At 70.7% G+C, this 22,652-nt stretch carries 26 protein-coding genes; 15 read left to right on the forward strand and 11 right to left on the reverse strand.

All coding sequences use genetic code 11. The features are described 5' to 3' along the window. The first annotated feature begins 337 nt into the window (after window positions 1–337). The 6 genes from AB0D99_RS26475 to AB0D99_RS26500 all read left to right on the forward strand — a co-directional run bounded on the left by AB0D99_RS26475 (window position 338) and on the right by AB0D99_RS26500 (window position 6,427). Window positions 338–1,588 carry a hypothetical protein gene (locus tag AB0D99_RS26475; RefSeq protein ID WP_362367179.1) on the forward strand — a complete coding sequence of 417 codons (1,251 nt, stop codon included), beginning with the start codon at window positions 338–340 and terminating at the stop codon, window positions 1,586–1,588. Window positions 1,589–1,701: 113 nt separating this feature from the next. Next, window positions 1,702–2,307 carry a TlpA disulfide reductase family protein gene (locus tag AB0D99_RS26480; RefSeq protein ID WP_362367182.1) on the forward strand — a complete coding sequence of 202 codons (606 nt, stop codon included), beginning with the start codon at window positions 1,702–1,704 and terminating at the stop codon, window positions 2,305–2,307. Window positions 2,308–2,378: 71 nt separating this feature from the next. Next, window positions 2,379–3,086 carry a cytochrome c biogenesis protein CcdA gene (locus AB0D99_RS26485; RefSeq protein WP_362367406.1) on the forward strand — a complete coding sequence of 236 codons (708 nt, stop codon included), beginning with the start codon at window positions 2,379–2,381 and terminating at the stop codon, window positions 3,084–3,086. Between the two features lie 8 nt (window positions 3,087–3,094). Further along, complete coding sequence (locus tag AB0D99_RS26490) at window positions 3,095–4,765, forward strand: cytochrome c biogenesis protein ResB (RefSeq protein ID WP_362367185.1); 1,671 nt, start codon at window positions 3,095–3,097, stop codon at window positions 4,763–4,765. 11 nt (window positions 4,766–4,776) lie between these two features. Next, on the forward strand, window positions 4,777–5,862 hold the full coding sequence (ccsB, locus tag AB0D99_RS26495; protein ID WP_362367409.1) for a c-type cytochrome biogenesis protein CcsB: 1,086 nt from the start codon (window positions 4,777–4,779) through the stop codon (window positions 5,860–5,862). Window positions 5,863–5,899: 37 nt separating this feature from the next. Further along, the gene (locus AB0D99_RS26500; protein ID WP_362367188.1) at window positions 5,900–6,427 is read left to right on the forward strand and encodes an SRPBCC domain-containing protein; all 528 of its coding nucleotides are present in this window, start codon (window positions 5,900–5,902) and stop codon (window positions 6,425–6,427) included. A 12-nt stretch (window positions 6,428–6,439) separates the two neighbouring features. On the opposite strand, the gene AB0D99_RS26505 is transcribed toward AB0D99_RS26500, so the two are convergent. Then, window positions 6,440–7,156 carry a response regulator transcription factor gene (locus AB0D99_RS26505; RefSeq protein WP_362367191.1) on the reverse strand — a complete coding sequence of 239 codons (717 nt, stop codon included), beginning with the start codon at window positions 7,154–7,156 and terminating at the stop codon, window positions 6,440–6,442. Next, a complete protein-coding gene (locus tag AB0D99_RS26510) occupies window positions 7,153–8,262 on the reverse strand; it encodes an ATP-binding protein (protein ID WP_362367194.1) in 1,110 nt (369 codons plus the stop codon). Before AB0D99_RS26510 ends, AB0D99_RS26505 begins: the two co-directional genes overlap by 4 nt. A gap of 122 nt (window positions 8,263–8,384) precedes the next feature. Here AB0D99_RS26510 and AB0D99_RS26515 point away from each other — a divergent pair, with 122 nt between their 5' ends. Then, the gene (locus tag AB0D99_RS26515) at window positions 8,385–8,963 is read left to right on the forward strand and encodes an RICIN domain-containing protein (protein ID WP_362367197.1); all 579 of its coding nucleotides are present in this window, start codon (window positions 8,385–8,387) and stop codon (window positions 8,961–8,963) included. A 64-nt stretch (window positions 8,964–9,027) separates the two neighbouring features. Here the strand turns inward: AB0D99_RS26515 and AB0D99_RS26520 are convergent, their stop codons facing one another. From AB0D99_RS26520 to AB0D99_RS26540, 5 genes are all read right to left on the reverse strand, one after another. Continuing rightward, the gene (locus tag AB0D99_RS26520; RefSeq protein ID WP_362367200.1) at window positions 9,028–10,566 is read right to left on the reverse strand and encodes a hypothetical protein; all 1,539 of its coding nucleotides are present in this window, start codon (window positions 10,564–10,566) and stop codon (window positions 9,028–9,030) included. A 5-nt stretch (window positions 10,567–10,571) separates the two neighbouring features. Further along, entirely contained in the window at window positions 10,572–12,632 is a 2,061-nt protein-coding gene (locus AB0D99_RS26525; RefSeq protein ID WP_362367203.1) for a hypothetical protein, read from the reverse strand. A gap of 89 nt (window positions 12,633–12,721) precedes the next feature. Continuing rightward, window positions 12,722–13,630, reverse strand: a complete 909-nt coding sequence (locus AB0D99_RS26530; protein ID WP_362367206.1) for a 2-oxoglutarate and iron-dependent oxygenase domain-containing protein — start codon at window positions 13,628–13,630, stop codon at window positions 12,722–12,724. Next, window positions 13,623–14,075 carry a nucleoside deaminase gene (locus AB0D99_RS26535; RefSeq protein WP_362367209.1) on the reverse strand — a complete coding sequence of 151 codons (453 nt, stop codon included), beginning with the start codon at window positions 14,073–14,075 and terminating at the stop codon, window positions 13,623–13,625. Before AB0D99_RS26535 ends, AB0D99_RS26530 begins: the two co-directional genes overlap by 8 nt. A gap of 31 nt (window positions 14,076–14,106) precedes the next feature. Further along, window positions 14,107–14,391 (reverse strand): winged helix-turn-helix domain-containing protein, encoded by a 285-nt coding sequence (locus AB0D99_RS26540; protein WP_362367212.1) that lies wholly within the window; start codon window positions 14,389–14,391, stop codon window positions 14,107–14,109. Between the two features lie 149 nt (window positions 14,392–14,540). On the opposite strand from AB0D99_RS26540, the gene AB0D99_RS26545 reads away from it, so the two are divergent. Further along, window positions 14,541–14,792 carry a hypothetical protein gene (locus tag AB0D99_RS26545; protein WP_362367215.1) on the forward strand — a complete coding sequence of 84 codons (252 nt, stop codon included), beginning with the start codon at window positions 14,541–14,543 and terminating at the stop codon, window positions 14,790–14,792. Next, entirely contained in the window at window positions 14,789–15,121 is a 333-nt protein-coding gene (locus tag AB0D99_RS26550; RefSeq protein ID WP_362367218.1) for a hypothetical protein, read from the forward strand. The genes AB0D99_RS26545 and AB0D99_RS26550 overlap by 4 nt, the downstream gene beginning before the upstream one ends. A gap of 18 nt (window positions 15,122–15,139) precedes the next feature. Here AB0D99_RS26550 and AB0D99_RS26555 read toward each other — a convergent pair whose 3' ends face one another. Together AB0D99_RS26555 and AB0D99_RS26560 are read right to left on the reverse strand one after the other, a co-directional pair. Continuing rightward, complete coding sequence (locus AB0D99_RS26555) at window positions 15,140–15,775, reverse strand: NAD(P)H-dependent oxidoreductase (RefSeq protein ID WP_362367221.1); 636 nt, start codon at window positions 15,773–15,775, stop codon at window positions 15,140–15,142. Window positions 15,776–15,840: 65 nt separating this feature from the next. Further along, on the reverse strand, window positions 15,841–16,236 hold the full coding sequence (locus AB0D99_RS26560) for a PLD nuclease N-terminal domain-containing protein (protein WP_362367224.1): 396 nt from the start codon (window positions 16,234–16,236) through the stop codon (window positions 15,841–15,843). An 89-nt stretch (window positions 16,237–16,325) separates the two neighbouring features. Here AB0D99_RS26560 and AB0D99_RS26565 point away from each other — a divergent pair, with 89 nt between their 5' ends. Beyond that, window positions 16,326–17,777, forward strand: a complete 1,452-nt coding sequence (locus AB0D99_RS26565; RefSeq protein WP_362367227.1) for a menaquinone biosynthesis decarboxylase — start codon at window positions 16,326–16,328, stop codon at window positions 17,775–17,777. After that, entirely contained in the window at window positions 17,774–18,676 is a 903-nt protein-coding gene (gene mqnP, locus AB0D99_RS26570; RefSeq protein WP_362367230.1) for a menaquinone biosynthesis prenyltransferase MqnP, read from the forward strand. The genes AB0D99_RS26565 and mqnP overlap by 4 nt, the downstream gene beginning before the upstream one ends. Before the next feature lie 130 nt (window positions 18,677–18,806). Here the strand turns inward: mqnP and AB0D99_RS26575 are convergent, their stop codons facing one another. Next, window positions 18,807–19,409, reverse strand: coding sequence for a rhomboid family intramembrane serine protease (locus AB0D99_RS26575; protein ID WP_362367233.1), 603 nt, complete (start codon window positions 19,407–19,409; stop codon window positions 18,807–18,809). 95 nt (window positions 19,410–19,504) lie between these two features. On the opposite strand from AB0D99_RS26575, the gene AB0D99_RS26580 reads away from it, so the two are divergent. Further along, window positions 19,505–20,182, forward strand: coding sequence for a UbiX family flavin prenyltransferase (locus AB0D99_RS26580; protein ID WP_362367236.1), 678 nt, complete (start codon window positions 19,505–19,507; stop codon window positions 20,180–20,182). Here AB0D99_RS26580 and AB0D99_RS26585 read toward each other — a convergent pair. Beyond that, complete coding sequence (locus AB0D99_RS26585) at window positions 20,179–20,316, reverse strand: hypothetical protein (protein ID WP_362367238.1); 138 nt, start codon at window positions 20,314–20,316, stop codon at window positions 20,179–20,181. The genes AB0D99_RS26580 and AB0D99_RS26585 overlap by 4 nt on opposite strands. A 113-nt stretch (window positions 20,317–20,429) precedes the next feature. On the opposite strand from AB0D99_RS26585, the gene AB0D99_RS26590 reads away from it, so the two are divergent. The 3 genes from AB0D99_RS26590 to AB0D99_RS26600 are packed head-to-tail and all read left to right on the forward strand — an operon-like array spanning window position 20,430 to window position 22,627. After that, window positions 20,430–20,885 (forward strand): Lrp/AsnC family transcriptional regulator, encoded by a 456-nt coding sequence (locus AB0D99_RS26590; RefSeq protein WP_318104107.1) that lies wholly within the window; start codon window positions 20,430–20,432, stop codon window positions 20,883–20,885. Between the two features lie 48 nt (window positions 20,886–20,933). After that, window positions 20,934–22,097, forward strand: coding sequence for an aminofutalosine synthase MqnE (gene mqnE / locus AB0D99_RS26595; protein ID WP_362367242.1), 1,164 nt, complete (start codon window positions 20,934–20,936; stop codon window positions 22,095–22,097). 5 nt (window positions 22,098–22,102) lie between these two features. Then, window positions 22,103–22,627, forward strand: coding sequence for a GNAT family N-acetyltransferase (locus AB0D99_RS26600; RefSeq protein WP_362367245.1), 525 nt, complete (start codon window positions 22,103–22,105; stop codon window positions 22,625–22,627). Window positions 22,628–22,652: the final 25 nt, after the last annotated feature.

Below are 22,652 nucleotides of genomic sequence, written 5' to 3' on the forward strand. Positions count from 1 at the left end.
CCGACCCCAAGCCCTACGTCTGGACCAAGACCGCAGACGAGATCCTCGAACGCCTCACCTCATATCTGAACAGAATTCCTGACTCAGAAGACTAGCGCTGCGCGGCGAGGGCGGCAGGCCCTCGGCACACCCGGTCCGGTGTGTGGAGGTTCTGCGCCCGTGCGTTCGAGGCGTGGGCCGCCGGGTACACCCATCAGGGCGATCGGATGACGTGAAGTCATCTGGTCGCCCTGAAATTTTTGTGCTAATTCCCGGAACCTCCTTGTATTTCCCTGCATCTCGCTCATTGTCGGTTTGGATGACCATTCGGTCAGACGTGAGTGCGAATGGGGACGTCATGCGCGGGATCAGTCGAAGGGGACTACTGGGGGCGGGCGTTGGGGCCGCGGCGGCTTTCGGAGTGGCCGGATGCAGTAGTGACAACAGGGACAAGCCGGGCAATTCGATACCCGGCAAGGGCGGTGACGCCTCGGGCTCGCCCAGCGGGCCCGCGCCCACCGAGAAAGAGGTCAAGCCCATCGGTGACGGTTCCACCGCCGACACCGGAAAGCAGCCGAACCAGCCCGACGCCCCCGTGCCGCTGGAGCCGGGCCAGACCCCGCCGCAGTTCGTGGTCTTCTCCTGGGACGGCGCCGGAGAGGTCGGCAACGGTCTCTTCCCGCGCTTCCTGGAACTCGCCAGGAACCACGACGCCGCGATGACCTTCTTCCTCTCCGGGATCTACCTCCTGCCGGAGTCGAAGAAGGACCTCTACCGCCCGCCGAACAACCGCGTCGGCGCCTCCGACATCGGCTACCTCACCGACGACCACATCAAGGACACCCTGAAGAACGTCCGCCGGGCCTGGCTCGACGGGCACGAGATCGGCACCCACTTCAACGGCCACTTCTGCGCCGGCTCGGGCTCCGTCGGCAACTGGACGCCCGCGCAGTGGCAGAGCGAGATCGACCAGGCGACGAAGTTCGTCACCGAGTGGAAGACCAACAGCGGCTGGACCGACCTCGACCCGCTGCCCTTCGACTACCGCAAGGAGCTCGTCGGCGGCCGGACCCCCTGCCTCCTCGGTCAGGACAACCTGCTGCCCACCGCGAAGCGGCTCGGCTGGCGCTACGACGCCAGCTCCCCCGGCGGCCGGCAGACGTGGCCGGACAAGCGCCAGGGGATCTGGGACCTCCCGCTGCAGGCCGTGCCGTTCCCCGGGCACTCCTTCGAGGTCCTCTCCATGGACTACAACATCCTCGCCAACCAGTCGAAGAACACGACCAAGGGGATGCCCTCGCGCTACCCGGGCTGGCGCAAGCAGGCCACCGAGGCGTACCTCAACGGGTTCGAACGCGCCTACGGGTCCAACCGCGCCCCCTTCTTCATCGGCAACCACTTCGAGCAGTGGAACGGCGGCATCTACATGGACGCCGTCGAGGCGGCCCTCAAGGGCATGGCGGGCAAGAAGGACGTCAGGCTGGTCTCGTTCCGGCAGTTCGTGGACTGGCTGGACGTGCAGGACCCCGCGATCCTCGCCAAGCTCCGCACGCTGGAGGTCGGACAGGCGCCGGCGGGCGGCTGGAACACCTTCCTGAAGGCCGCCTAGCGGGCATGGGGCGTTCCTCCCGCTTCGGTCGCTTAGATCCTCTTGACAAGGGGCTTTACGGGCACGCAGGGGGGTGCCCAAGATCCCCCAAACGCCCATGCGAAACTTTTCACATGAGCCTTAGCCGTGCCCCTCGACGCACCCTGCTCGCCGTTGGAACGCTGTCGGCCGCCCTGGTGCTCTCCGCCTGCACATCGGACAACAACGGCAAGTCCGGCGGCGGCGGCGGAACCAACTTCGTGACCAACACGGGGGGTGTCTCCACGGTCGCCAAGGGCGAGCGCAAGGCGACCAACACGATCGCGGGCGAGACGCTGGAGGGCGGGAAGCTCGACCTCGCCGACCTCAAGGGCAAGGTCGTCGTCCTGAACGTCTGGGGCTCCTGGTGCCCGCCCTGCCGCGCCGAGGCCCCGCACTTCACCAAGGTCGCGAACGACCTCAAGGCCAAGGGCGTGGAATTCGTCGGGATCAACACCCGCGACTTCAACAAGCAGCCCGCGCTCGCCTTCGAAGAGGACTACGCGGTCCCGTACCCGAGCCTCTACGACCCGGCCGGCAAGCTGATCGTCAACGGCTTCCCCAAGGGCACGCTCAACCCGCAGGCCATCCCCTCCACCGTCGTCCTCGACAAGGAGGGGAAGATCGCCGCCCGCTCCCTCATGGCCCTCGACGAGAAGAAGCTCCGCTCGATGATCGAGCCGCTCGTGGCCGAGAAGTAGGCGGAGACACACCCGTGATCGCACTCGCCGCCGAGATCGGCCGCAACGAGACGGTGTACAGCGGAGCCCTCATGCTCGCGCTGCCCATCGCCGTACTCGGTGGCCTCGTCTCGTTCTTCTCGCCCTGTGTCCTGCCGCTCGTCCCCGGCTACCTCTCGTACGTCACCGGAGTCAGCGGCACCGACCTCGCCGAGGCGCGGCGGGGCCGCATGATCGCGGGCGCCGCCCTGTTCGTCAGCGGCTTCACCGCCGTGTTCGTCTCCGGCGGCGCGCTCTTCGGCTTCTTCGGATCCACGCTCCAGAGCTACCAGAGCACCTTCTCCAAGATCCTCGGCGTGCTGATGATCCTCATGGGGATCTTCTTCATGGGGATGATGCCCTGGCTCAGCCAGCGAGAGTTCCGGTTCCACAAGAAGCCCGCCACCGGGCTCGTCGGCGCACCCGTGCTCGGCGCGCTCTTCGGCATCGGCTGGACGCCCTGCTTCGGGCCGACGCTGACCTCGGTGAACATGCTCGCCTTCGACCAGGCGAGCGCCGGCCGCGGCGCGATACTGACCGTCGCCTACTGCCTCGGCCTCGGCCTGCCGTTCATCCTCGCCGCGATCGCCTTCCGCAAGGCCCTCGGCGCGTTCGGCTGGGTCAAGAAGCACTATGCGTGGGTCATGCGGATCGGCGGCGGCATGATGATCCTGACCGGTCTGCTGCTGCTGACAGGAGCGTGGGACAGCATGGTGTCCGCAATGCAGGGATGGTCCAGCGGCTTCACGGTGGGGATCTGAGAGTTCCGATGAGCAAGACCGAAACCGACACACACGATCTCGGCGAGGCCGGGGCACAGCTGTCGACCGCGCCCAAGGAGGAGTCCGCCGTCGGCGGCCCCACCCTCGGCGTCGTCGGCTGGATCCGCTGGTTCTGGCGGCAGCTGACCTCGATGCGGGTGGCGCTGATCCTGCTCTTCCTGCTCTCCCTCGGCGCGATCCCCGGCTCGCTCATCCCGCAGACCAGCGCGGACGAGCTGAAGGTGCAGACCTTCAAGGAAGCCCACGAGACGCTCACGCCGCTCTACGAGAAGCTCCAGCTCTTCGACGTCTACAGCTCGGTGTGGTTCTCCGCGATCTACATCCTGCTGTTCGTCTCCCTCATCGGCTGCATCGTCCCGCGCAGCTGGCAGTTCGTCGGCCAGCTCCGCGGCCTGCCGCCCGGCGCCCCCGGCCGCCTCACCCGGCTGCCCGCGTACACCACCTGGCGCACCGAGGCCGAGCCCGAGCAGGTCCGGGAGGCGGCGCTCGCGCTGCTCAAGGGCCGCCGGTTCCGCGCGCACACCGTCAAGGACGCCGTCGCCGCCGAGAAGGGCTATCTGCGCGAGGCCGGGAACCTGGTCTTCCACATCGCCCTGATCGTGATGCTGCTCGCCTTCGCCTGGGGGCAGCTGTTCAAGTCCGAGGGCGGCAAGCTGATCGTCGAGGGCGACGGCTTCTCCAACACCCTCACCCAGTACGACGACTTCCGGTCCGGCTCGCTCTACAGCACCGAGGACCTCGCGCCGTTCTGCTTCCAGCTGGACAGCTTCACCGGCACCTACGAGAAGAGCGGCCCGCAGCGCGGGACCCCGCGCACCTTCGAGGCCGCCGTCACGTACTCCGAGGCGGGCGGCGCCGACAAGAAGGCGGTCATCCGCGTCAACGAGCCGCTGCAGGTCGGCGGCTCCAAGGTCTACCTGATCTCCCACGGGTACGCGCCCGTGGTCACCGTGAAGGACGGCCGGGGCAAGGTCGTCTTCCACGGCGCGGTCCCGCTGCTGCCGTTCGACAACAACATCACCTCCACCGGCGCGATCAAGGTGATGGACGGCTACCGCGACAAGAACGGCAAGAAGGAGCAGCTGGGCTTCCAGGCGTTCTTCGTGCCGACCTTCGCGGGCGCCGGCAAGGGCGACATGTTCTCGCAGTTCCCCGCGCTGGACTTCCCCGTCATGGCGCTCACCGGCTTCCACGGCGATCTGCGCGTGGACTCCGGTCTGCCGCAGAACGTGTACCAGCTGGACAAGTCGAAGATGACCCAGTTCAAGGTCGAGGGCGGCACGGGTACGGCCAACCGGCTGCTGCCCGGCGAGACGATGACGCTGCCCGACGGTGCCGGCTCGATCACCTTCGAGAAGGACATCAAGGAGTGGGCGAGCTTCCAGGTCTCCCAGCAGCCGGGCAACGGTCTCGCCCTCACGGGTGCGATCGCCGCGATCGCCGGCCTGACCGGGTCGCTGTTCATCCAGCGGCGCCGGGTCTGGGTCCGGGCCGTACGGGGGGAGGACGGCGTCACCGTCGTCGAGATGGCGGGTCTTGGCCGGAGCGAGTCCGCCAAGGTCCCGGAGGAGCTGGCCGAACTCGCGGTCACGCTCAACGCACAGGCGCCGACCGCGCCCGAACCTGCCACCGCAGAAGCCGAAGGGGCTGAGAAGTGAATCTCGCCGCCGTGAGTCTCGCCGCCGAGACCAACGAGAGCCTGGCGCGGATGAGCGACGTGCTCATCTACTCGTCGATGGCCGTCTACACCCTGGCCTTCTTCGCCCATATCGCCGAGTGGGTGCTCGGCAGCCGCAGCAAGGTCGGCCGCACGGCCGCCGCGCTGACCGCGCGGCAGGACACGGCCGCCCCCGCCGTCACCGTCCAGGTCAAGAAGGCCGGCGGCTCCACCGCCGTGCTCGACAAGCCGCAGGTGGTCACCCGGTCGGGCGCCGGTGTCCGGGACGTGCCGGACGGCCCCGGCGCGGCCGGCGGCACGGTCAAGGGCGATCTGTACGGCCGTATCGCCGTCTCGCTGACCGTGCTCGCCTTCCTCGTCGAGGCGGCGGGCGTCGTCACCCGCGCGCTCTCCGTGCAGCGGGCCCCCTGGGGCAACATGTACGAGTTCTCCACCACCTTCTCCACGGTGGCGGTCGGCGCCTACCTCGGCTTCCTCTTCGCCGGGAAGAACGTCCGCTGGATCGGTCTCCCGCTGGTCACCACGGTCCTGCTCGACCTCGGTGTGGCCACCACCTGGCTGAAGACCCCGAGCGACCAGCTGGTGCCGGCGCTCGACTCGTACTGGCTGTGGATCCACGTCTCCACCGCGATCTTCTGCGGCGCGGTGTTCTACCTCGGTGCGGTCGCCACCGTGCTGTACCTCTTCCGCGACTCGTACGAGAACAAGCTCGCGACCGGCGGCAACCCGGGTGCCTTCGCCCGCTCCGTCCTGGAGCGGCTGCCGTCGGCGGCCTCCCTGGACAAGTTCTCCTACCGGGTCAACGCGGCGATCTTCCCGCTGTGGACCTTCACGATCATCGCCGGCGCGATCTGGGCGGGCGACGCGTGGGGCCGCTACTGGGGCTGGGACGCCAAGGAGGTCTGGTCCTTCATCACGTGGGTCGGGTACGCGGCGTATCTGCACGCCCGGGCGACGGCCGGCTGGAAGGGCCGCAAGGCCGCGTACATCGCGCTCATCGCCTTCGGTTGCTTCCTCTTCAACTACTACGGCGTCAACATCTTCGTGAGCAGCAAGCACTCCTACGCGGGCGTGTGAGCTAGCGCTTCCCCGCTCCCGGCGTGACGCTGGAGGTATGAGCGAGATACCTCGGGGCAGGTACGAGACCCATGACGGCGACGCTCATCTGCTGCGGTTCGTGGTGGAGCTCCCGCACGAGGGAGTGCGGGTCTGGGCGGCCGTCGCGACACCCGAGGGTCTGCCGCAGTGGCTGTGCGCGGCGGATCCGCTGGAGCCGAGGCTCGGCGGTGCGGTGACGCTGCGCTGGCTGAACGGCGAAACGGTGGTCTCGGGGCGGGTGACCGCCTGGGACCCCGAGCTCGTGGCCGAGTACACGGTCGACCCTCCGCACGGCCGGATCCGCTTCCATCTGGAACCGGCCGAAGGCGGCGGGTCGACCGTGCTGCGTTTCACCAACGAGATGCGGGGGACGCAGCAGGAGAAGCTGGACGTGCTGGCGGGGTGGCACGACCACTTCGAGCGGTTGGCCTCCGCCCTGGACGGCCGTCCGACGGACTGGCGGTCCTGGACTCCGGAACGGTGGCAGCACCTGCGGGACCTGTACGAGCGGGACGAGGCGCCGTGGCCGAAGTGGGAGCCGTGAGCGGCCCCCGGGTCACCGCGGTGCGTCCAGGCCGTCCTCGCGGACCCGTACCGCCAGGTCGATCTTGGTGTGGGCGGGGCGGCCCGCGCGCTGGTACTTCTCCTTGACCTGGTCGAGGTAGTACTTGGCGGTGTTGGGGCTGATCCGGGCCCGGCGGGCCGTCGCCTTGAGCGTGAGACCGGAGGCGTAGTCGAGCAGCACCTGAAGCTCCCGCGGGGCCAGGCGGGGTCGCTCGGGTCGCGAGTCGTGGGCCAGCGCGAAGGCCAGCTCGGGGGAGTGGACACGGCCCTCCGAGGCGACCTCCCCGATCGCGGTCACCAGGGAGTCCAGGGCGTGGTCCTTGGTCAGGTAGCCGTCCGCCCCGGCGGTGACCGCGGCGACGATACGGGACCGGTCGGCGACCGTGCTGATGACGAGGACCCGCGGCCCCGCCGCCCGCAGCCTCCGGATGTTCTCCTCGGCCGCGGAACCGTCCTTGAGCACCAGGTCCAGCAGGACCACGTCCGCCCGGCGGCCCGGGCCGGCGAGCAGTTCGTCCACGGTGGCCGCGCAGCCGAGCATCCGCAGCCGCGGCTCCCGCTCCAGCCAGGAACGCAGACCCTCCAGGAGCATCCGGTCGTCGTCGACCGCCGCCACACGGGTCACGGGCCGGCCCGCCACGACCGGCCCACCCGCCGTGCCGGGTCCGTCCGTCGAGGGCGGGCTCGGGTCGCCCGCGGGGCCCGTCACGCCGGCCACCGCAGCTCGACCCGGGTGCCCTCGCCCGGGGCGCTGTCCACGTCGGCGGCGCCCCCGACGTCCCGCATCCGCGCGCGCACCGACGACCGCAGCCCGGTCCCTCCGCCGTCCACCGGGGCCGCCTCCGCGTCGAAGCCGCGACCGCGGTCCACGACGGTGACCGTGATGCCACCGCCCCGCCCGACCGCGGTGAGGCACGCGGCCGAGGTCCCGGCATGGCGTCGTACGTTGTTCAGCGCCTCCGTCGCCGCCGCGGTCACCGCGGCCGCCACCGGGCCCGGAAGCGGCGGCAGTTCGTGGTACTGGGCGGTGACCGTGAGGCCGAGGCACTCCGCGCCCGCCACCACGTCCTCCAGCGCCTCGCCCGCCGGCACCTCGGCCCCTTCCCTGCCGTCTCCCGCCTCCGCCTCCTCCGACCGCTGGACCAGCCGGCGGAGGTAGGCCGCCTCCCGGGCGCACCGCTCCCGTACCCCGGAGGCGTTCGCGTCCACCCGGCCCGAGGCGATCGTGGTCAGCGTCGCCAGGACCGTGTCGTGCAGGGCCCGGTGGTGGGCCATCCGCTCGGCCTGCCGGGCCCGCTCGGCCTCGGCCCGCACCGCCTGTTCGCGCGCCTCGTCGAGCAGGGTGCCCTGGCGGTGCAGGTACCACCAGAAGACGCGGGCCATCACGGCCGAGGAGAGCACCGACATGAGGTGCCCGAACGGCCGTGCCGTGTCCGCCTGCACCTGCGCGGCCACATGGGCGGCGAGGATCAGCGCCACCGCGCAGCCCGCCTGTCGTGCCCCCAGCCCGGCCGCCGCCGCGGCGGCGGCCGACCCGCCGAGCAGCAGCGCCCAGAACCCCGGGTCGGGCACCCGCCCGCCGCTCACCCACAGCACCGCGTGCGGCAGCAGACACCCCGTCAGCAGCACATCGGCCCACACCGCACGGGGACCGAAGCCGCCCCGCGCGTACCCCCTGCCGTACAGCGACAGGCTGGTGCCCAGCGCCACGCCGAGGAGCGCCTGGACGGCGACCCCGGCGGCGGGGGCGTGGACGAGCGCGGTGATGCCGGCTGTCAGATGACTGGCCCGGTACAGACCCGTCGCGAGAAGCATGAACCGCTGCGCCCGTTGCAGCCCTGACCCCACCAAACCCCCCTGAAAAGACGGGTACCGGGGGCTCAGTGGATCTCGCTAGCTTCCTTGGCGTCAAGGCAATCCCCAGCCAGGAGGAAAACGTGGCTCGAAGAACGTTCCGACGGCTCGGCAGGCATGGATTCGTGGCCTCGCTGGTCGCGCTCTTCACCCTGCTGATCCCGACCGCGGCGCACGCCGACTACAACCCGAACGTGCGTTACACGAGCTCGCCGTACAACGCGGCCATCCACGAGATCCGGGCCTCCTACAGCTGGCAGTGCCTGGACATCCGTGGTGAGTCGACCAAGGTCGGCGCGGTCATCCAGCGGTACGACTGCAAGGGGCAGCACCACCAGCGCTTCGTCTTCTACCCGATGGGCGGGGAGAACTTCGCCGTCGGCACCTACGGCGGCGCCATGTGCCTGGGCACCCCGAACGCGAGCAAGGCCCCGGGGACCGGCGTCATCCAGGCCACCGGCGGCAACTGTCTGACCCTGCGCTGGCAGGACCGCGGCTCCAACCACTGGGAGATGGTCGAGGTGGGCACCGGCCAGTGCCTGCTCGACACCGGACGGCGCAGCCAGGTCGTGCTCGGCGCCTGCGGCGGCGTGGGCGAGCCGTGGCCGTCCCTGTGGACCCCGAGGTTCGACCGCTACTTCAACTACCCGGGCGGCTTCTAGCCCGAAGCGGCCGCCGGGCGCCCCCGTGGCACCCGGCGGCCGCTCGGCATTGCGTCCGGGGCGATCAACCGCCTTGCGGGGGAAGGCAGTTCTTCGTCGGCGCCTTGCCCTCCGGCCAGGCGATCTGGACGAACCTCTGCGAGCCGTCCTGGGCCAGTTCCACGATCGGGACCGCCTTGTTGAAGGGGTTTCCGAAGTTGTCCAGGCAGATCCAGCCGCTCGCGCCGTCGACCCGGAGCGAGCCCTTCACCTGGGGCCACTGCGTGACCACGTCCGCCAGTTCGGGGTACTGCGCCCCCTGCGGGGTCGCCTGGCGGATCGCGTGCACCGCCGTCGCCATCGCGTCGTACGCGACGATCGCCTGCCCGTCGGCGAGCGCGACCGGCTTCTTCGAGGCCCGGGCGATGTCGGTCAGGAACATGTCGTACGCGGCCGTCGAACCGCCCGTCCCGGGCACCGGCCGACCGGGCGCCGGCTTCCAGGCGTCGGGGTGTGCCAGCGAGGCGTAGCGGACGGTCAGCTTCGCCTTCAGCGCGCCCCGGTTGAGCTTGCGGTCCGCGCCCAGGTACGAGCCCTCGTCCCCGGTCAGGATCGTGAACGCCCGCTCCGCGCAGCCGCGCGACCCGAGCGCGTTGATGAACTGCCTCAGCTGGGTGTGCCGGCCGGCGAAGAAGACCGTCTCCGCGTTGGTGTCGCAGATCAGATGGGTGATCTGGCGGAAGGTGTTCGCCGTCGTGCCCTCCTCCGTCGGGTCGGCGGGCGAGGTGAACAGCTGCGGCTCGTACGGCGCGCCCTTGAGGGAGGCCGCGAAGGCCGACTTGAGCGTGTCCGTGTAGTGGTCGCCCGTCCGGGTGTCCTGCACCAGCAGCGCCTTCGCCGCGTCGACCTCGCCGAAGTGCGCCAGGGCCTTCGCCTCGTCGCCGTTGGTGGGGGAGACGCGTGCGAGACCCGGGAAGCGGTTGTTTCCGGCGCCGGGGCCGTTGGCGATGTCGTCGGCGGTGATGGTGGTGCCGACGACGGCGACACCCGCACCGGTCAGCGCCGCCACCGCCTGCCGTATCTCGGTCGAGGAGGTGGCCACCCCGGAGACCGCCCGCAGCCGGTCCTCTCCGCCCGTCATCGTCTTCAGCCGCTCCACCGTCGTACGCCAATGGGCGTTGCCCTTGCCGGTGTTGGCGAGCACGAGACGGATCCTCGGGGTCTCGTTGTTGGACTCGTGGTTGGCGCGGTACTGCCGGGCGTAGGCGCCCTGCACCTCGTGCAGGACCTTGACCTGCATCCCGGCGTCCGGGGAGGTCAGCGGCAGCAGCAGGGCGACCGTCGCGTACTCGCCCGGCTTCAGGGCGCGGTTCTCCTCGCGGATCAGCCCGGCCACCTCGGTCAGGGACGAGACACCGAAGTCGTATCCGTCGCCGTTGACGCCGACGCATTCCGTACTGCCCTCGGGCCGCTCCACGCCGTCGGCGCAGGAACGGTCCTCCGGGGTGGTCGCGCGGTTGACCGCATAGCCGGTCAGCCCGCCGAGCACGGCCAGGACCACCACGGCCGTGGTGATCCTCTGGCGCGTGGTGTGCAGGAGGTGGAAGCGCAGCCAGGAGAGCATGGTCCTCAGACTCCGTCCTCGCGCGCCGGGGGCAGCGAGAGCTCCCGCCAGGCGCGGATGTCGGTCGGCCAGTGGGTGGCCGCGTCCCACAGCGGTCTGTTGCCCGTCAGATGGCGACCGGAGAGCTGCCGCAGCTCGAACGCCAGCTTCTCGGTCACCTCGCCGTCGGGGAGGGCGAGCGGGTCGGTCAGCAGCCAGACCGCGTGCAGCAACCGCCTCAGCCGCAGATGGAGTTCGGTGGTGTCGGCGTCGAGTCCGGCCGGCATCAGGTCGGGCGGCCGCTGCCCGAGTGCGATGGCCCGGCGCGGATCGGGGCCGGTCCGGTCACGGGAGCGCGGGAAGGGGGCGGAGGCGATGAACCGCAGCCGCGCTAGCCAGTGCTCGACGTCGGGGCGGGGGAACGTGACGCGCAGATGGGTCACGGCCTGCTGGGTCCGGCCGAGGGCGAGTTCGTGGTGCAGCCGGTACGCGAGCCCGGCCTCCAGGTCGTAGTGGCGGTGCAGGGTCTCGTGCACGGCCCGCCAGGTCGCGTACCCCTCGCCGTCCTCGAACCTCAGCCGGTGCAGCAGCAGGGCGCGCAGCAGCGGGTCGGCGACGAAGTGCTCCGGGCTCTCGGGCCAGCCCTCGGCGCGCAACCGGTCGCGGACCTCCAGGGCCATGTCCCCGTCGGGGGACTCCCCGGGCAGCCGGGTGTGGGCGAGCAGCCGGGCGGACGTCTCGTCGTGGGCTGCGGCCAGCACGGCGAGCCGGCCGTGGTGCTCCCCCGGCAGCAGCTCGGCGAGGAGGGTCGGCGCGACCGGCACGGGCGGGGCGTCCTCCCGCAGCTCCACGCTCAGGTCGAGCAGCGCGCCCGGGGTGAGGAGGGGGCGGAGCTCCGGCGGCGCCTCACCCGCGGTGCGGCCGAGCAGGGTCACTCCGAGCGGGCGGCCGCCGGCGAGGCGGTGGACGCCCCGGGCCAGGTCGGCGGGGGTCCGGCCGGCCGGATCGTGCCGGTCGAACGCCGACTGGGCGTGCGCCGGGGAGAGCGGGGTGAGCACGACGGCGAGGATGCCGGAGGTGACGTCCGTGCCGCGCGGGCAGGGCGCCATGCGGGCCGTCTCGGGCAGCCTCAGCCGGGTCGCGCGGCGCAGTCCCTCGTGGTCGCCGACCCGGGACGAGGCGAGGACGACGGTCCGGTCGCGGCGCCCGGCGGCGCGGTCCCGCAGGATCGGTTCGATCAGACGACGGCCGAGCGGCTCGTGGGCGTTGTCGAGGAGCAGGACGGGCCGGCCGCTGCGGGCACCGGCCCGCAGGAGGCCGGTGAAGGCGCGGTTCAGGTCCTCGACGAGCGCGCCGACGAGGAAGCTCTCCGCCTCCTGGCGGCGCCGCCCGCCCTGCTCGAAGTCGTTGGCCAGGTACTGGAGGCCGATCTTGCCGCGGCCGCCGGCGTTGCGGTAGTTCCCGTACCAGTTCTCCGACCGGCGCTGGCTGCGGCCGAAGACCTCCTCCAGGACGGTCTCCACGGTCGCCTCGGCGAGAAGTCCGGCCATCGGCGCGGTGGCCTCGGCGAACTTGGCGGCGAGCTTGCTGAGGACCTTGGTGACCCAGGCGGCCCCGGCGCCCTTCGCCGCGTCGACGGTCGCCAGGACCGGGCCGAGCCGCTGCAGATCGCGCCGCGCGCGCTCCTCGTCCTCCCTCGACCAGCTGATGGAGGCGACGGCGACCAGACCGAGCGACAGCCGCGGGAACTCCACGGCCGCGCTGGCGAACCCGCGCGGGGCGAGCTGCCCGGCCAGCTCGGCGAGCGCGCCGGTGAGCTCGTTCCAGCCGGGCCCGTGGTCGGCGGGCGGCTCGATGTGCGCGCAGTCGAGGAGGGCGAGCGGGGTGGCCCCCTTGTAGGCGTTGCGCACCTGCTTGAGCAGGGCCGTCTTGCCCATGCCGCGGCCACCGGTGAAGACCGTGACCGGCGGGTCGTCGCCGTGCTCGTACGCGGTGCGGGCGAAGCGGTACGGGGTCAGCCCCACGAGCCGCGCGGCGAGTCCGGAATCCTGGAAGACCGCCTCGCGGCCGTACAGCTCTCTGTCCACGCTCTGCCACCCCCGTCACAGACAACTACAGGATATCGACAGAGAGTTGGGAAAGCGGCAGCCTTTTCGACTCTGTTGTGGAGCTGTTGCTAGTCCGTGGCGATGGCGTCGAGCTGGGCCCTCAGGTAGCTGTGTGACTCGATGCCGTGGATCGTGGTGCCCGGGTCGCACTCGTAGAAGTACACGAGCGACATCAGCTCCTCGGCGGGCGCGTCGGCCGGTGGCGGCAGCACCCGGTGGCGTCCCGAACGCCACCGTCCGCCGGTCCAACCCGCCATCACGTCGCCGATGTTGACGGTGAACGCGGCGGGATCGTACGGGGCGTCCTGCCAGCCCCCGGCGTCGGTGAACACCTGAAGGCCGCCCTTGCCCGCCTCCCGGTCCAGGACGGTGACCGTGCCGAAGTCGGTGTGCGGGCCGATCCGGAACTGACCCGGCTCCGGGGTGCCCGTCCGCTCCCGCCCGGGGTACCAGTTGATGTTGAAGCCGAACGTCGGGTGCCCGGTGTGCCGGGTGAAGAAGTCCCGCTCCTCGCCGAGCGCCTCGCCGAGCAGGTCGAGGACGTGGTCGGACAGGGCTCGCATCCGGGTGAGGTAGGTCTGGACGAGCGGCTTCAGCTCGGGCACCTCCGCGGGCCAGGTGTTCGGCAGGAACCACTCGGCGTCCACGGCGGGATCACCGGTCGGCTCGTCCGCCGCGAAGGAGAGCGACTCCTTCAGGTCCGGCGGGGTCGCGGTCCCCTCCGCGTACGCGTTGGCCTCCGCTCCGGGCCCGAGCCAGCCCCGCCCGCCGACCCGCACCGCGTACGGCTCCTTGACGGCGGGCGGCAGGTGGAAGAAGCGCCGGGCGACCGCCCGGATCTCCGCCCGCAGACCGGGGTCGACACCGTGCCCGGTGACGAGCAGGAAACCGGCCTCGCGCAGGGCCCGGTCGACGGCGGGCAGCTGCCCGGCCGGATCGCGGGTCAGATCGATCGTCGGAAGGCGTGCTTCACTCATCGCCGATGTCCTCGTTCCACAGAGCCGGATGCTTCTCGACGAACTCCCGCATGAGAGCGGTGCATTCGGCGTCGTCGAGCACCACGACCTCGACGCCGTGCTCCGCCAGCCAGTCGTGCCCGCCGTGGAAGGTCTCCGCCTCCCCGACGACGACCCGCGAGATCCCGAACTGCCGCACCAGGCCGGAGCAGTACCAGCAGGGCGACAGGGTGGTCACCATCGTCGTGCCCCGGTACGAGCGCTGCCGGCCGGCGGCCCGGAAGGCGGCGGTCTCCGCGTGCGTCGAGGGGTCCCCGTCCTGTACGCGCCGATTGCGCCCGCGCCCGAGCAGCGTCCCGTCCGCGCCGTAGAGCGCGGCGCCGATGGGGATGCCACCCTCGTCCCGTCCGGCCCGCGCCTCGGCGACGGCGGTGGTGAGCCACCGGCGGGCCTGTTCCGTGTCCACGGGGGGACTCTTCCCCGGTGGACACGGGCTGTCACACCTGCTGCCGGTCCTCGTCCGTCGGCAGAGGATCGACGACGAACGTGCCCTTGCCGTGAACGGTCAGGATCAGGCCTCGCTCCCGCAGGACTCGGGCCGCGCGCCGAACTGTCAGATAGGCGACGCCGTACTCCTCGGCGAGGTCTCGCTCGGCGGGCAGACGGGCTCCCGGGGTCAGCTCACCGGCCGCGATACGGGCGGCGATGTGGTCGGCCACCGCGACATACACCAGCTGGGGGCCCTGGGGGTCGAACTCGGGGATCTGGCTGCGGTCGGTCACCCGACCAACGTAAGCGTCGAAGACCTGTGCGAACCACTGGTGAGCTATGCAGAGCTATACATGTCTCGTAGGCTCGTGGGACACGAAGACCCCGGCGAGGTGGCTAGACCTCCCGGGGCATGGCCACCAACTTCAAGGGAGTTGATGACGTGCGGAACCCTATCGCGCACGCACTGGGCTGGGTGCTGATCCCCGCCCTTCTCTGGCTGCTGACGCTCACGCTGCCGCCCACCGGAACGCGCCGGCGCCGCCCCCGCCCCCGCCCGGCTCACGCGGCCCGCTCGCTCGCTCGTCCCTGCCGGTCCGGGGCGGTCCAGCGCAGGCGCCGACGGGCGCTGTGGCTGGCCACCGTCGGCCTGGACGTGGACCAGCGGGACATCCACGCGGGCGGCGCCCGATGAGCCGCTGCGGGGCGCGGCGGTCCGTCTTCGACGTCGCGGAGGTGGTGCGGCCGGTGTGGGGCGGCTCGGTCTGTGTGCTCGCCGTGGCGCACGACGGTCCGCACCGCGACCGCGCGGGGGACGCCTGGTGGGTCACGCCTGAGATCGCCGACGCGGTGAGCGTGTCCCTGTTCACCCGCGCCCTCGCGGCCGAACCCGAGCCCGAGTTCCGCTCCCCGCGCTGCATCGTCGGCCGTCACGACCGCTGCCGGGACCACGAGCCCCGCGACCCCGGTGTCCAGGGCGTCCGCCACCTCGTGTGCGGCTGCCCCTGCCATCCGGTGCGGTGATCCCCGGCGCCAGGGGGTCTACGCGGCGGTCTCCACCGCTTCGTAGGGGAACAGGGCGAGCGGCGCCTCGCGGTGGAAGAACGTCTCGGCGCGGGTCATCGCCCCCTCGTCCGCCCGCACCCGGCCGGGCCGGGAGCCCGTGCCCGTCAGGACACCGCCGAAGCGCATCCGCAGGTAGGCCGCCGAGTTGCTCAGGGAGGTCACCAGGCCGTCCGCGACGACGTGTTCGCTGTGGGCCAGGGCCGTCACGCCCCACAGCGTCCCGCCGGCCATGCGTTCCTTGAAGTCCGAGCCGGGCACGTTCAGCCAGCCCGACCAGTAGTCCAGGTAGCGCTTGGTCTGGGCGGAGAAGCTGTACCAGTACAGCGGGGAGACGATGACGACGTCGGTGGCCTCCACGGTGGCCTCCAGCAGCGCCCGCTCCGTCGCGTGGGTCGGCGGTCCGGAGACCTCGTGCCGCCCGTCCTGGAAGTCGGGCAGGTCCAGCCGGTTCAGGTCCACCCATCGCCGCGGGACGTCGGCCGGGAGACGGGCGGCGGCCGCGCGGGCCAGGAGCTCGGAGTTGCCGTCGGGGCGGGAGCTGCCGAGGACGAAGAGGAACGAGCGGTCCGAGAAGTCCGGGCCGTGCGGGGTGCCCGGGGAGGCCAGTGTCATGTCTGCTCCGTCGTGAGGGGTCGCTGGTGCCAACCCGTCTCCCCCGCGGGGCTATTCCGGCTCCCTCAGGCGTCGCTGTCCTTGGCGTCGTCGCCCTGCTCGCGCTTCTTCAGCTCCTCCTCGCGGCGGCGCAGGTCCGCCTCCCAGTCCTTGAGGACGGCCTCGTCCTTCTCGTTCTCGTCCTTGAGGGACTTCAGGAACTCGGGGTTGTCGTCGGGGGCGACCCACTCGTGGCGGTGGTTGCGGTGCCATTCCGAGGGCGTGCGACCGCCGGCGGGGGCCTTGCGCATCTTGCCCGCGGCGAACCAGACGATCGGGCCGACGATCCAGAAGAGCAGGATGATGATGACCCAGACGACCTTGGGCAGATGCTTCGCCTCGTCCTCGGGGGTGTTGAGACAGTCGATGAAGGCGTAGATCGTCAGCGCCAGCGGCAGGATGTACATCAGCGCCCTGAGCATGTGGGACAGCCCCCTGGAAGCAATGGCAGGGCTCGTTTCGACGGCCCCGGTGACAGGCCAAGCGTAGCCCGTGGCGGATACTGACCCCTATGGCTTACGACGATCTCCGCTCGCTGCTCAGGGCTCTGGAGCGCGAAGGCGACCTCAAGCGCATCAAGGCCGAAGTCGATCCGTACCTGGAGGTCGGAGAGATCGTCGACCGGGTGAACAAGGCGGGAGGTCCGGCGCTCCTCTTCGAGAACGTCAAGGGCTCCGCCATGCCGCTCGCGATGAACGTCTTCGGCACGGACCGCCGGCTGCTCAAGGCCCTCGGCCTGAAGTCGTACGGCGAGATCAGCGAGAAGATCGGCGGACTGCTCAAGCCCGAGCTGCCGCACGGCTTCGTCGGCGTCCGCGAGGCGTTCGGCAAGCTCGGCTCGATGGTCCACGTGCCGCCGAAGAAGGTGAAGGACGCTCCCGTCCAGGAGGTCGTCCTCACCGGCGACGACGTCGACCTGGACAGGCTGCCCGCGCTCTTCACCTGGCCCAAGGACGGCGGGTCCTTCTTCAACCTGGGGCTCACGCACACCAAGCACCCGGAGACGGGCGTCCGGAACCTCGGGCTCTACCGGCTGCAGCGCCACGACAAGCGCACCATCGGCATGCACTGGCAGATCCACAAGGACAGCCGCAACCACTACGCGGTGGCCGCGGCGCGCGGCGAGCGACTGCCGGTCGCGATCGCGTTCGGCTGCCCGCCCGCGGTGACCTACGCCTCGACGGCGCCGCTGCCCGGCGACATCGACGAGTACCTGTTCGCCGGCTTCGTGCAGGGCAAGCGGATCGAGATGGTCGACTGCAAGACCGTGCCGCTCCAGGTCCCCGCCAACGCGGAGGTCGTGATCGAGGGCTGGCTGGAGCCGGGCGAGATGCTCCCCGAGGGCCCCTTCGGCGACCACACCGGCTTCTACACGCCGCAGGAACCGTTCCCCGCGCTGAAGATCGACTGCGTGACGATGCGCAAGCGTCCGCTGCTCCAGTCGATCGTGGTCGGCCGGCCGCCGACGGAGGACGGGCCGCTGGGGCGCGCCACGGAGCGCTTCTTCCTGCCGCTGCTCAAGATCATCGTGCCGGACATCGTGGACTACCACCTGCCCGAGTCGGGCGGCTTCCACAACTGCGCGATCATCTCGATCGACAAGAAGTACCCCAAGCACGCGCAGAAGGTCATGCACGCCATCTGGGGCGCCCACATGATGTCGCTGACCAAGCTCATCGTCATCGTGGACAAGGACTGCGACGTGCACGACCTGCACGAGGTGTCCTGGCGCGCGCTCGGCAACACCGACTACGCCCGCGACCTCACGGTCGTCGAGGGCCCGGTCGACCACCTCGACCACGCCTCCTACCAGCAGTTCTGGGGCGGCAAGGCGGGCATCGACGCCACCAAGAAGCTGCCCGAAGAGGGGTACACCCGGGACGGCGGCTGGCCGGACATGGTGGAGTCGGACCCGGCGACGGCCGCCCTGGTGGACCGCCGCTGGAAGGAGTACGGCCTGTGACCACCGCGGCCGTACCCGGCGCACAGCCGGGCCGTACGAAGGCCTTCCTGCGCCTGGTGATGATCGAGCACTCGGTCTTCGCGCTGCCGTTCGCGTACATCGCCTCGCTGACCGCGATGTTCCAGCTGGACCGGAACATCCACTGGGGGAAGCTGCTCCTCGTCACCGTGTGCATGGTGGGGCTGCGGACCTTCGCGATGGCCTGCAACCGGATCATCGACCGCGAGATCGACGCCCGTAACCCGCGCACCGCCCAGCGCGAGCTGGTGACGGGTGCCGTGTCGGTGCGCTCCGCGTGGACGGGCGCCGGGATCGCGGTCGTCGTCTTCCTCGGGGCCGCGGCCCTGCTGAACCCGCTGTGTCTGGCGCTCGCGCCGCTCGCGGTGGTGCCGATGGTGGTCTACCCGTACGGCAAGAGGTTCACGAACTACCCGCACGCGATCCTCGGTCTCGCCCAGGCCATAGGGCCCATCGGGGCCTGGATCGCGGTCACGGGGGCGTGGTCCTGGGACGCGGTGATCCTCGGGCTCGCGGTCGGCGTCTGGATCGGCGGCTTCGACCTGATCTTCGCCTGCCAGGACGTCCAGGCGGACCGGGCCCACGGCGTGATGTCGGTCCCGGCCCGCTTCGGCGTCCCCGCGGCGCTCTGGGGCGCGCGCGGCTCGGCCGTCGTGACGACGGGTCTGCTGGTCGCGTACGCGCTGGCGACGGACGCGGGGCTGTTCTTCTGGATCGGCCTGGTGATCGTGATCGCGGCGTTCTGCTACGAGCACTCGATCGTGCGGCCGCACGACCTGTCCCGGCTGAACCGGGCGTTCTTCACCGTCAACGGCTTCATCGGGATGGCCCTGTTCGTGTGCACGCTGCTCGATCTGCTGGTGCGCGGTCTGACCGTCTGAGCCCCACCCGGTTCACGAGCCGGACGCGGGGGACCGGGTCCGGCTCGTGGAGTCGGCGGCCCCGACGCCCCGGGGCCGACGGCCCGGCGCCGGCCGGACGGGGGCGCCCCGGCTCATGCCCGGCCCGGGCTCACGCCGCCGCGACGGCGGTCCCGCGGCGGCGGAAGAGGAAGGCCGCCGCCACACCCGCGAGCAGGCCCACCAGGTGGCCCTGCCAGCTCACCGTCGTGTTGGTGGGGGATATGCCGAGCAGGATCGAGCTGCCCCAGACCGCCGCGACCAGCAACCCCACGACGATGTCGAGCACCCTGCGGTCGACGAAGCCCCGGGCCAGCAGATAGCCGAAGAGCCCGAAGACGAGGCCGGAGGCGCCTGCCGTGTTGGTGTACGACGGGGAGACCAGCCAGACGCCGAGGCCGTCGGCCACGATGATCAGCGCCACGACCCCGAGGAAGCGGCGGATGCCGCCGATGGCCGCCAGGAAGCCGAGGACCAGCAGCGGGACGCTGTTGGAGGCGACGTGGTCGAAGCCGAAGTGGAGGAAGGAGGCCGGCACGACGTGGGCCAGCTCGGCGGGGTCGCGCGGGACGATGCCGTACGCGTCGAGGGCGTGGCCGGTGGCGTAGTCGACCGCTTCGAGGGCCCAGAGCAGGGCGACCCAGCCGGCCATCAGCCACAGCGCCGCCTTCGCCCGGTCGGCCGTACCCCACTGCCTGGTGTCGAGATCCGTCATGACAACCCCCTGAAGCGTTTCTTCCCCTGCCTCGGGTGAACGTACGGGACCCCTAGGACAGTTCTCGTTCCGGGTCGCCGGATAGGCTCGTCGGCGTGGAGCCGGTAGAGAATCAGCAGCGTCGTCCCTGGGTCGTCGGGGTGTCCGGGGCGTCGGGGACTCCGTACGCGGCCGCCGTCCTGAGGGGGCTGCTCGCGGCGGGGGAGAGCGTCGATCTGGTGGTCTCGCGCGCGTCGCGGCTGACGCTGCTCGACGAGACGGGGATCGCCTTCAGGGACGCGCACTGGCGCGAGGACCTGACGGAGTGGCTGGCGCGGGGGGCGGACGGGAAGCCGGGGACGTTCGTTCCCGACATCGAGGACGTGCGCTACTGGAACGCGGGGGACCTGGCGGCGGGGCCGAGCAGTGGCTCGTACCCGGTGAAGGGGATGCTGATCGTGCCCGCGTCGACCGCCTCGGTGGCGGGTGTGGCGCTGGGGCTTTCGAAGGACCTGCTGCAGCGGGCGGCGAGCGTGATGCTCAAGGAGCGGCGGCCGCTGGTGGTCGCGGTGCGGGAGACCCCGCTGAGCGGGCAGACGCTGAAGCATCTGGTGGCGCTGGACGAGGCGGGCGCCGTGGTGCTGCCCGCCTCTCCGGCGTTCTACGCGGGGGCGACGCACATCCAGGATCTGGTGGACTTCGTCGCCGGGCGGGTGCTCGACGCGGCAGGGGTGCCGCACCGGCTGTACCGCCGTTGGGAGGGAGAGCTCGGGGGCGCCTCCCGCGGTGATTAGCGCTTCTTGGCGGCGCGGTTCTTCCGGGCGCGCTTCGAGGCGGACGGCTGGTGGGCACGCGAGCGGTTGGCCAGGTCCTGCAGCTCGCGCATACGGGCGTAGGCCATCTCGATCGTGTACACGGTGAACACCACTCCTGAAAGATCGTCTTTGATCGACTGAAAGATTCACAGGGTGTCGCCCCTGTGTGCCTTAGATTCTATACCTATACTCGCGGTATCGCTGGACAATGGAAGGCTTCGTACCTATGGACGCCGTGGACAGGCAGCTCATCCAGGCTCTGCGCGAGAACGGCAGGGCTTCCTACGCCGAACTCGGCCGGCTCGTCGGGCTCTCCGGCCCCTCCGTCACCGACCGCATCAACCGACTGGAGGCCGCCGGAGTCATCACCGGCTACCGCGCGACCGTCGACGCCGCCTCGCTCGGACTGGGTGTCACCGCACTCATCGGCATCTCCCTCTCCGACGCCGCCGACCACGAGGACGTGGCGCGCCGACTGAAGGACCTCGCCGAGATCGAGGACTGCTGGTTCATCGCCGGCGACGACTCGTACATGCTCAAGGTGCGGGTGGACGACGTCGACGGCCTGGAGAAGACGATCCGCCGGCTGTCCGGCACCAAGGGCGTCTCCCGCACCCGTACCACCATCGTGCTCTCCACCAAGTGGGAGAACCGGGTCGGAGATCTCCCCGAGGAAGGCTGAGAGTACGGTGGGTGGAGCCTGAAATCATCAGACATGGGAGGCGGCCGCATGGACGCGGGACTCAAGCGCGAGCTGGAGCAGAAGGTCCGTTCCGGAGAGCGGCTGAGCCGCGAGGACGGCATCGCTCTGTACGAGTCCGACGACCTGGCCTGGCTCGGCGGCCTGGCCCACGAGGTCCGGACCCGCAAGAACGGTGACGTCGTCCACTTCAACGTCAACCGTCACCTCAACATGACGAACGTGTGCACCGCGTCCTGCGCGTACTGCTCGTTCCAGCGCAAGCCGGGCGAGAAGGACGCGTACACGATGCGGATCGAGGAGGCCGTCCGCCTCGCCAAGGCGATGGAGAACGAGAACCTCACCGAGCTGCACATCGTCAACGGGCTCCACCCCAACCTGCCCTGGCGCTACTACCCGCGCTCGCTCTCCGAGCTCAAGAAGGCCCTGCCGAACGTCTCCCTGAAGGCGTTCACCGCCACCGAGATCCACCACTTCGAGACCATCTCGGGCATGTCCGCCTCGGACATCCTCGACGAGCTCATCGAGGCCGGCCTGGAGTCCCTCACCGGCGGCGGCGCGGAGATCTTCGACTGGGAGGTGCGCCAGCACATCGTGGACCACCGCACCCACTGGGAGGACTGGTCCCGGATCCACCGCCTGGCGCACTCCAAGGGCCTCAAGACCCCCTCGACGATGCTCTACGGGCACATCGAGGAGCCCCGGCACCGCGTCGACCACGTACTGCGGCTGCGCGAGCTCCAGGACGAGACCGGCGGCTTCCAGGTCTTCATCCCGCTGCGCTACCAGCACGACTTCGTCGACATGCAGGACGGCAAGGTCCGCAACAAGCTCCAGGCGCGCACCACCATGGCCACCGGCGCCGAGGCCCTGAAGACCTTCGCCGTCTCCCGGCTCCTCTTCGACAACGTGCCGCACGTCAAGGTCTTCTGGGTCATGCACGGCGTCCAGACCGCTCAGCTCGCCCTCCAGCACGGAGCCGACGACATGGACGGCTCGGTCGTCGAGTACAAGATCACGCACGACGCCGACAACTACGGCACGCCGAACAAGCTGGGCCGTGACGACCTGCTGGAGCTGATCCGCGACGCCGGCTTCCGCCCGGTGGAGCGCAACACCCGCTACGAGATCATCCGCGAGTACCCGGGACCGGACGCGGACCGCCGCGAGTCGCCCCAGCCCATGCGGGTCTGAGGCCGATGAGCCTCACCTTCGCGCTGGACCCCCCGATCACCCCCGCCCTGCGGGACGGGATCCTGCGGCTGTGGACGGACGTCACCAACGCCGACGGCGCCGTCGGCTTCGTGCCGCCGGTGACCGCCGACGAGGTGCGGCCCGAACTGGTCAGGCACCTCGTCGCGATGACCGAGGGCCGGATGCGACTCGTCGTCGGCTGTGAGGAGGACGGCACCGTCGCCGCCACCACCTTCGTCGCGTACAACACGCACCGGCTCATGAAGCACTGGGTGTGGCTGTACACGGTGATGGTCCACCCCTCCCACCAGGGCAAGGGGTACGGCCGCGACCTCATGGCCGCCGTCGAGGACGCGGTCCGAGGCTTCGACGGGATCGAGGCGATACGCCTCACCTGCCGGGGAGGCACCGGCGTCGACCGCTTCTACGGCTCCTGCGGCTACAAGGAGGTCGGGCGGGTGCCCGGCGCGATCCGGGTGGCCGAGGGCGACGACCGCGACGACATCATGATGCTGCTCCCCCTGAATTGATCCAATTCGTCCCGTGCTTCACTGG

The organism is Streptomyces sp. NPDC047971 (assembly GCF_040653355.1).
GTDB lineage: Bacteria > Actinomycetota > Actinomycetes > Streptomycetales > Streptomycetaceae > Streptomyces.

Coding starts and splice junctions, on each gene's coding strand:
- mqnE (WP_362367242.1), top strand. CDS start 20,934: ATGGACGCGGGACTCAAGCGCGAGCTGGAGCAGAAGGTCCGTTCCGGA.
- AB0D99_RS26490 (WP_362367185.1), top strand. CDS start 3,095: ATGAGCAAGACCGAAACCGACACACACGATCTCGGCGAGGCCGGGGCA.
- AB0D99_RS26565 (WP_362367227.1), top strand. CDS start 16,326: ATGGCTTACGACGATCTCCGCTCGCTGCTCAGGGCTCTGGAGCGCGAA.
- AB0D99_RS26555 (WP_362367221.1), bottom strand. CDS start 15,775: ATGACACTGGCCTCCCCGGGCACCCCGCACGGCCCGGACTTCTCGGAC.
- AB0D99_RS26590 (WP_318104107.1), top strand. CDS start 20,430: ATGGACGCCGTGGACAGGCAGCTCATCCAGGCTCTGCGCGAGAACGGC.
- AB0D99_RS26510 (WP_362367194.1), bottom strand. CDS start 8,262: ATGCTTCTCGCGACGGGTCTGTACCGGGCCAGTCATCTGACAGCCGGC.
- AB0D99_RS26475 (WP_362367179.1), top strand. CDS start 338: ATGCGCGGGATCAGTCGAAGGGGACTACTGGGGGCGGGCGTTGGGGCC.
- AB0D99_RS26520 (WP_362367200.1), bottom strand. CDS start 10,566: ATGCTCTCCTGGCTGCGCTTCCACCTCCTGCACACCACGCGCCAGAGG.
- AB0D99_RS26530 (WP_362367206.1), bottom strand. CDS start 13,630: ATGAGTGAAGCACGCCTTCCGACGATCGATCTGACCCGCGATCCGGCC.
- AB0D99_RS26600 (WP_362367245.1), top strand. CDS start 22,103: ATGAGCCTCACCTTCGCGCTGGACCCCCCGATCACCCCCGCCCTGCGG.
- AB0D99_RS26485 (WP_362367406.1), top strand. CDS start 2,379: ATGCTCGCGCTGCCCATCGCCGTACTCGGTGGCCTCGTCTCGTTCTTC.
- AB0D99_RS26480 (WP_362367182.1), top strand. CDS start 1,702: ATGAGCCTTAGCCGTGCCCCTCGACGCACCCTGCTCGCCGTTGGAACG.
- AB0D99_RS26575 (WP_362367233.1), bottom strand. CDS start 19,409: ATGACGGATCTCGACACCAGGCAGTGGGGTACGGCCGACCGGGCGAAG.
- AB0D99_RS26560 (WP_362367224.1), bottom strand. CDS start 16,236: ATGCTCAGGGCGCTGATGTACATCCTGCCGCTGGCGCTGACGATCTAC.
- AB0D99_RS26500 (WP_362367188.1), top strand. CDS start 5,900: ATGAGCGAGATACCTCGGGGCAGGTACGAGACCCATGACGGCGACGCT.
- AB0D99_RS26550 (WP_362367218.1), top strand. CDS start 14,789: ATGAGCCGCTGCGGGGCGCGGCGGTCCGTCTTCGACGTCGCGGAGGTG.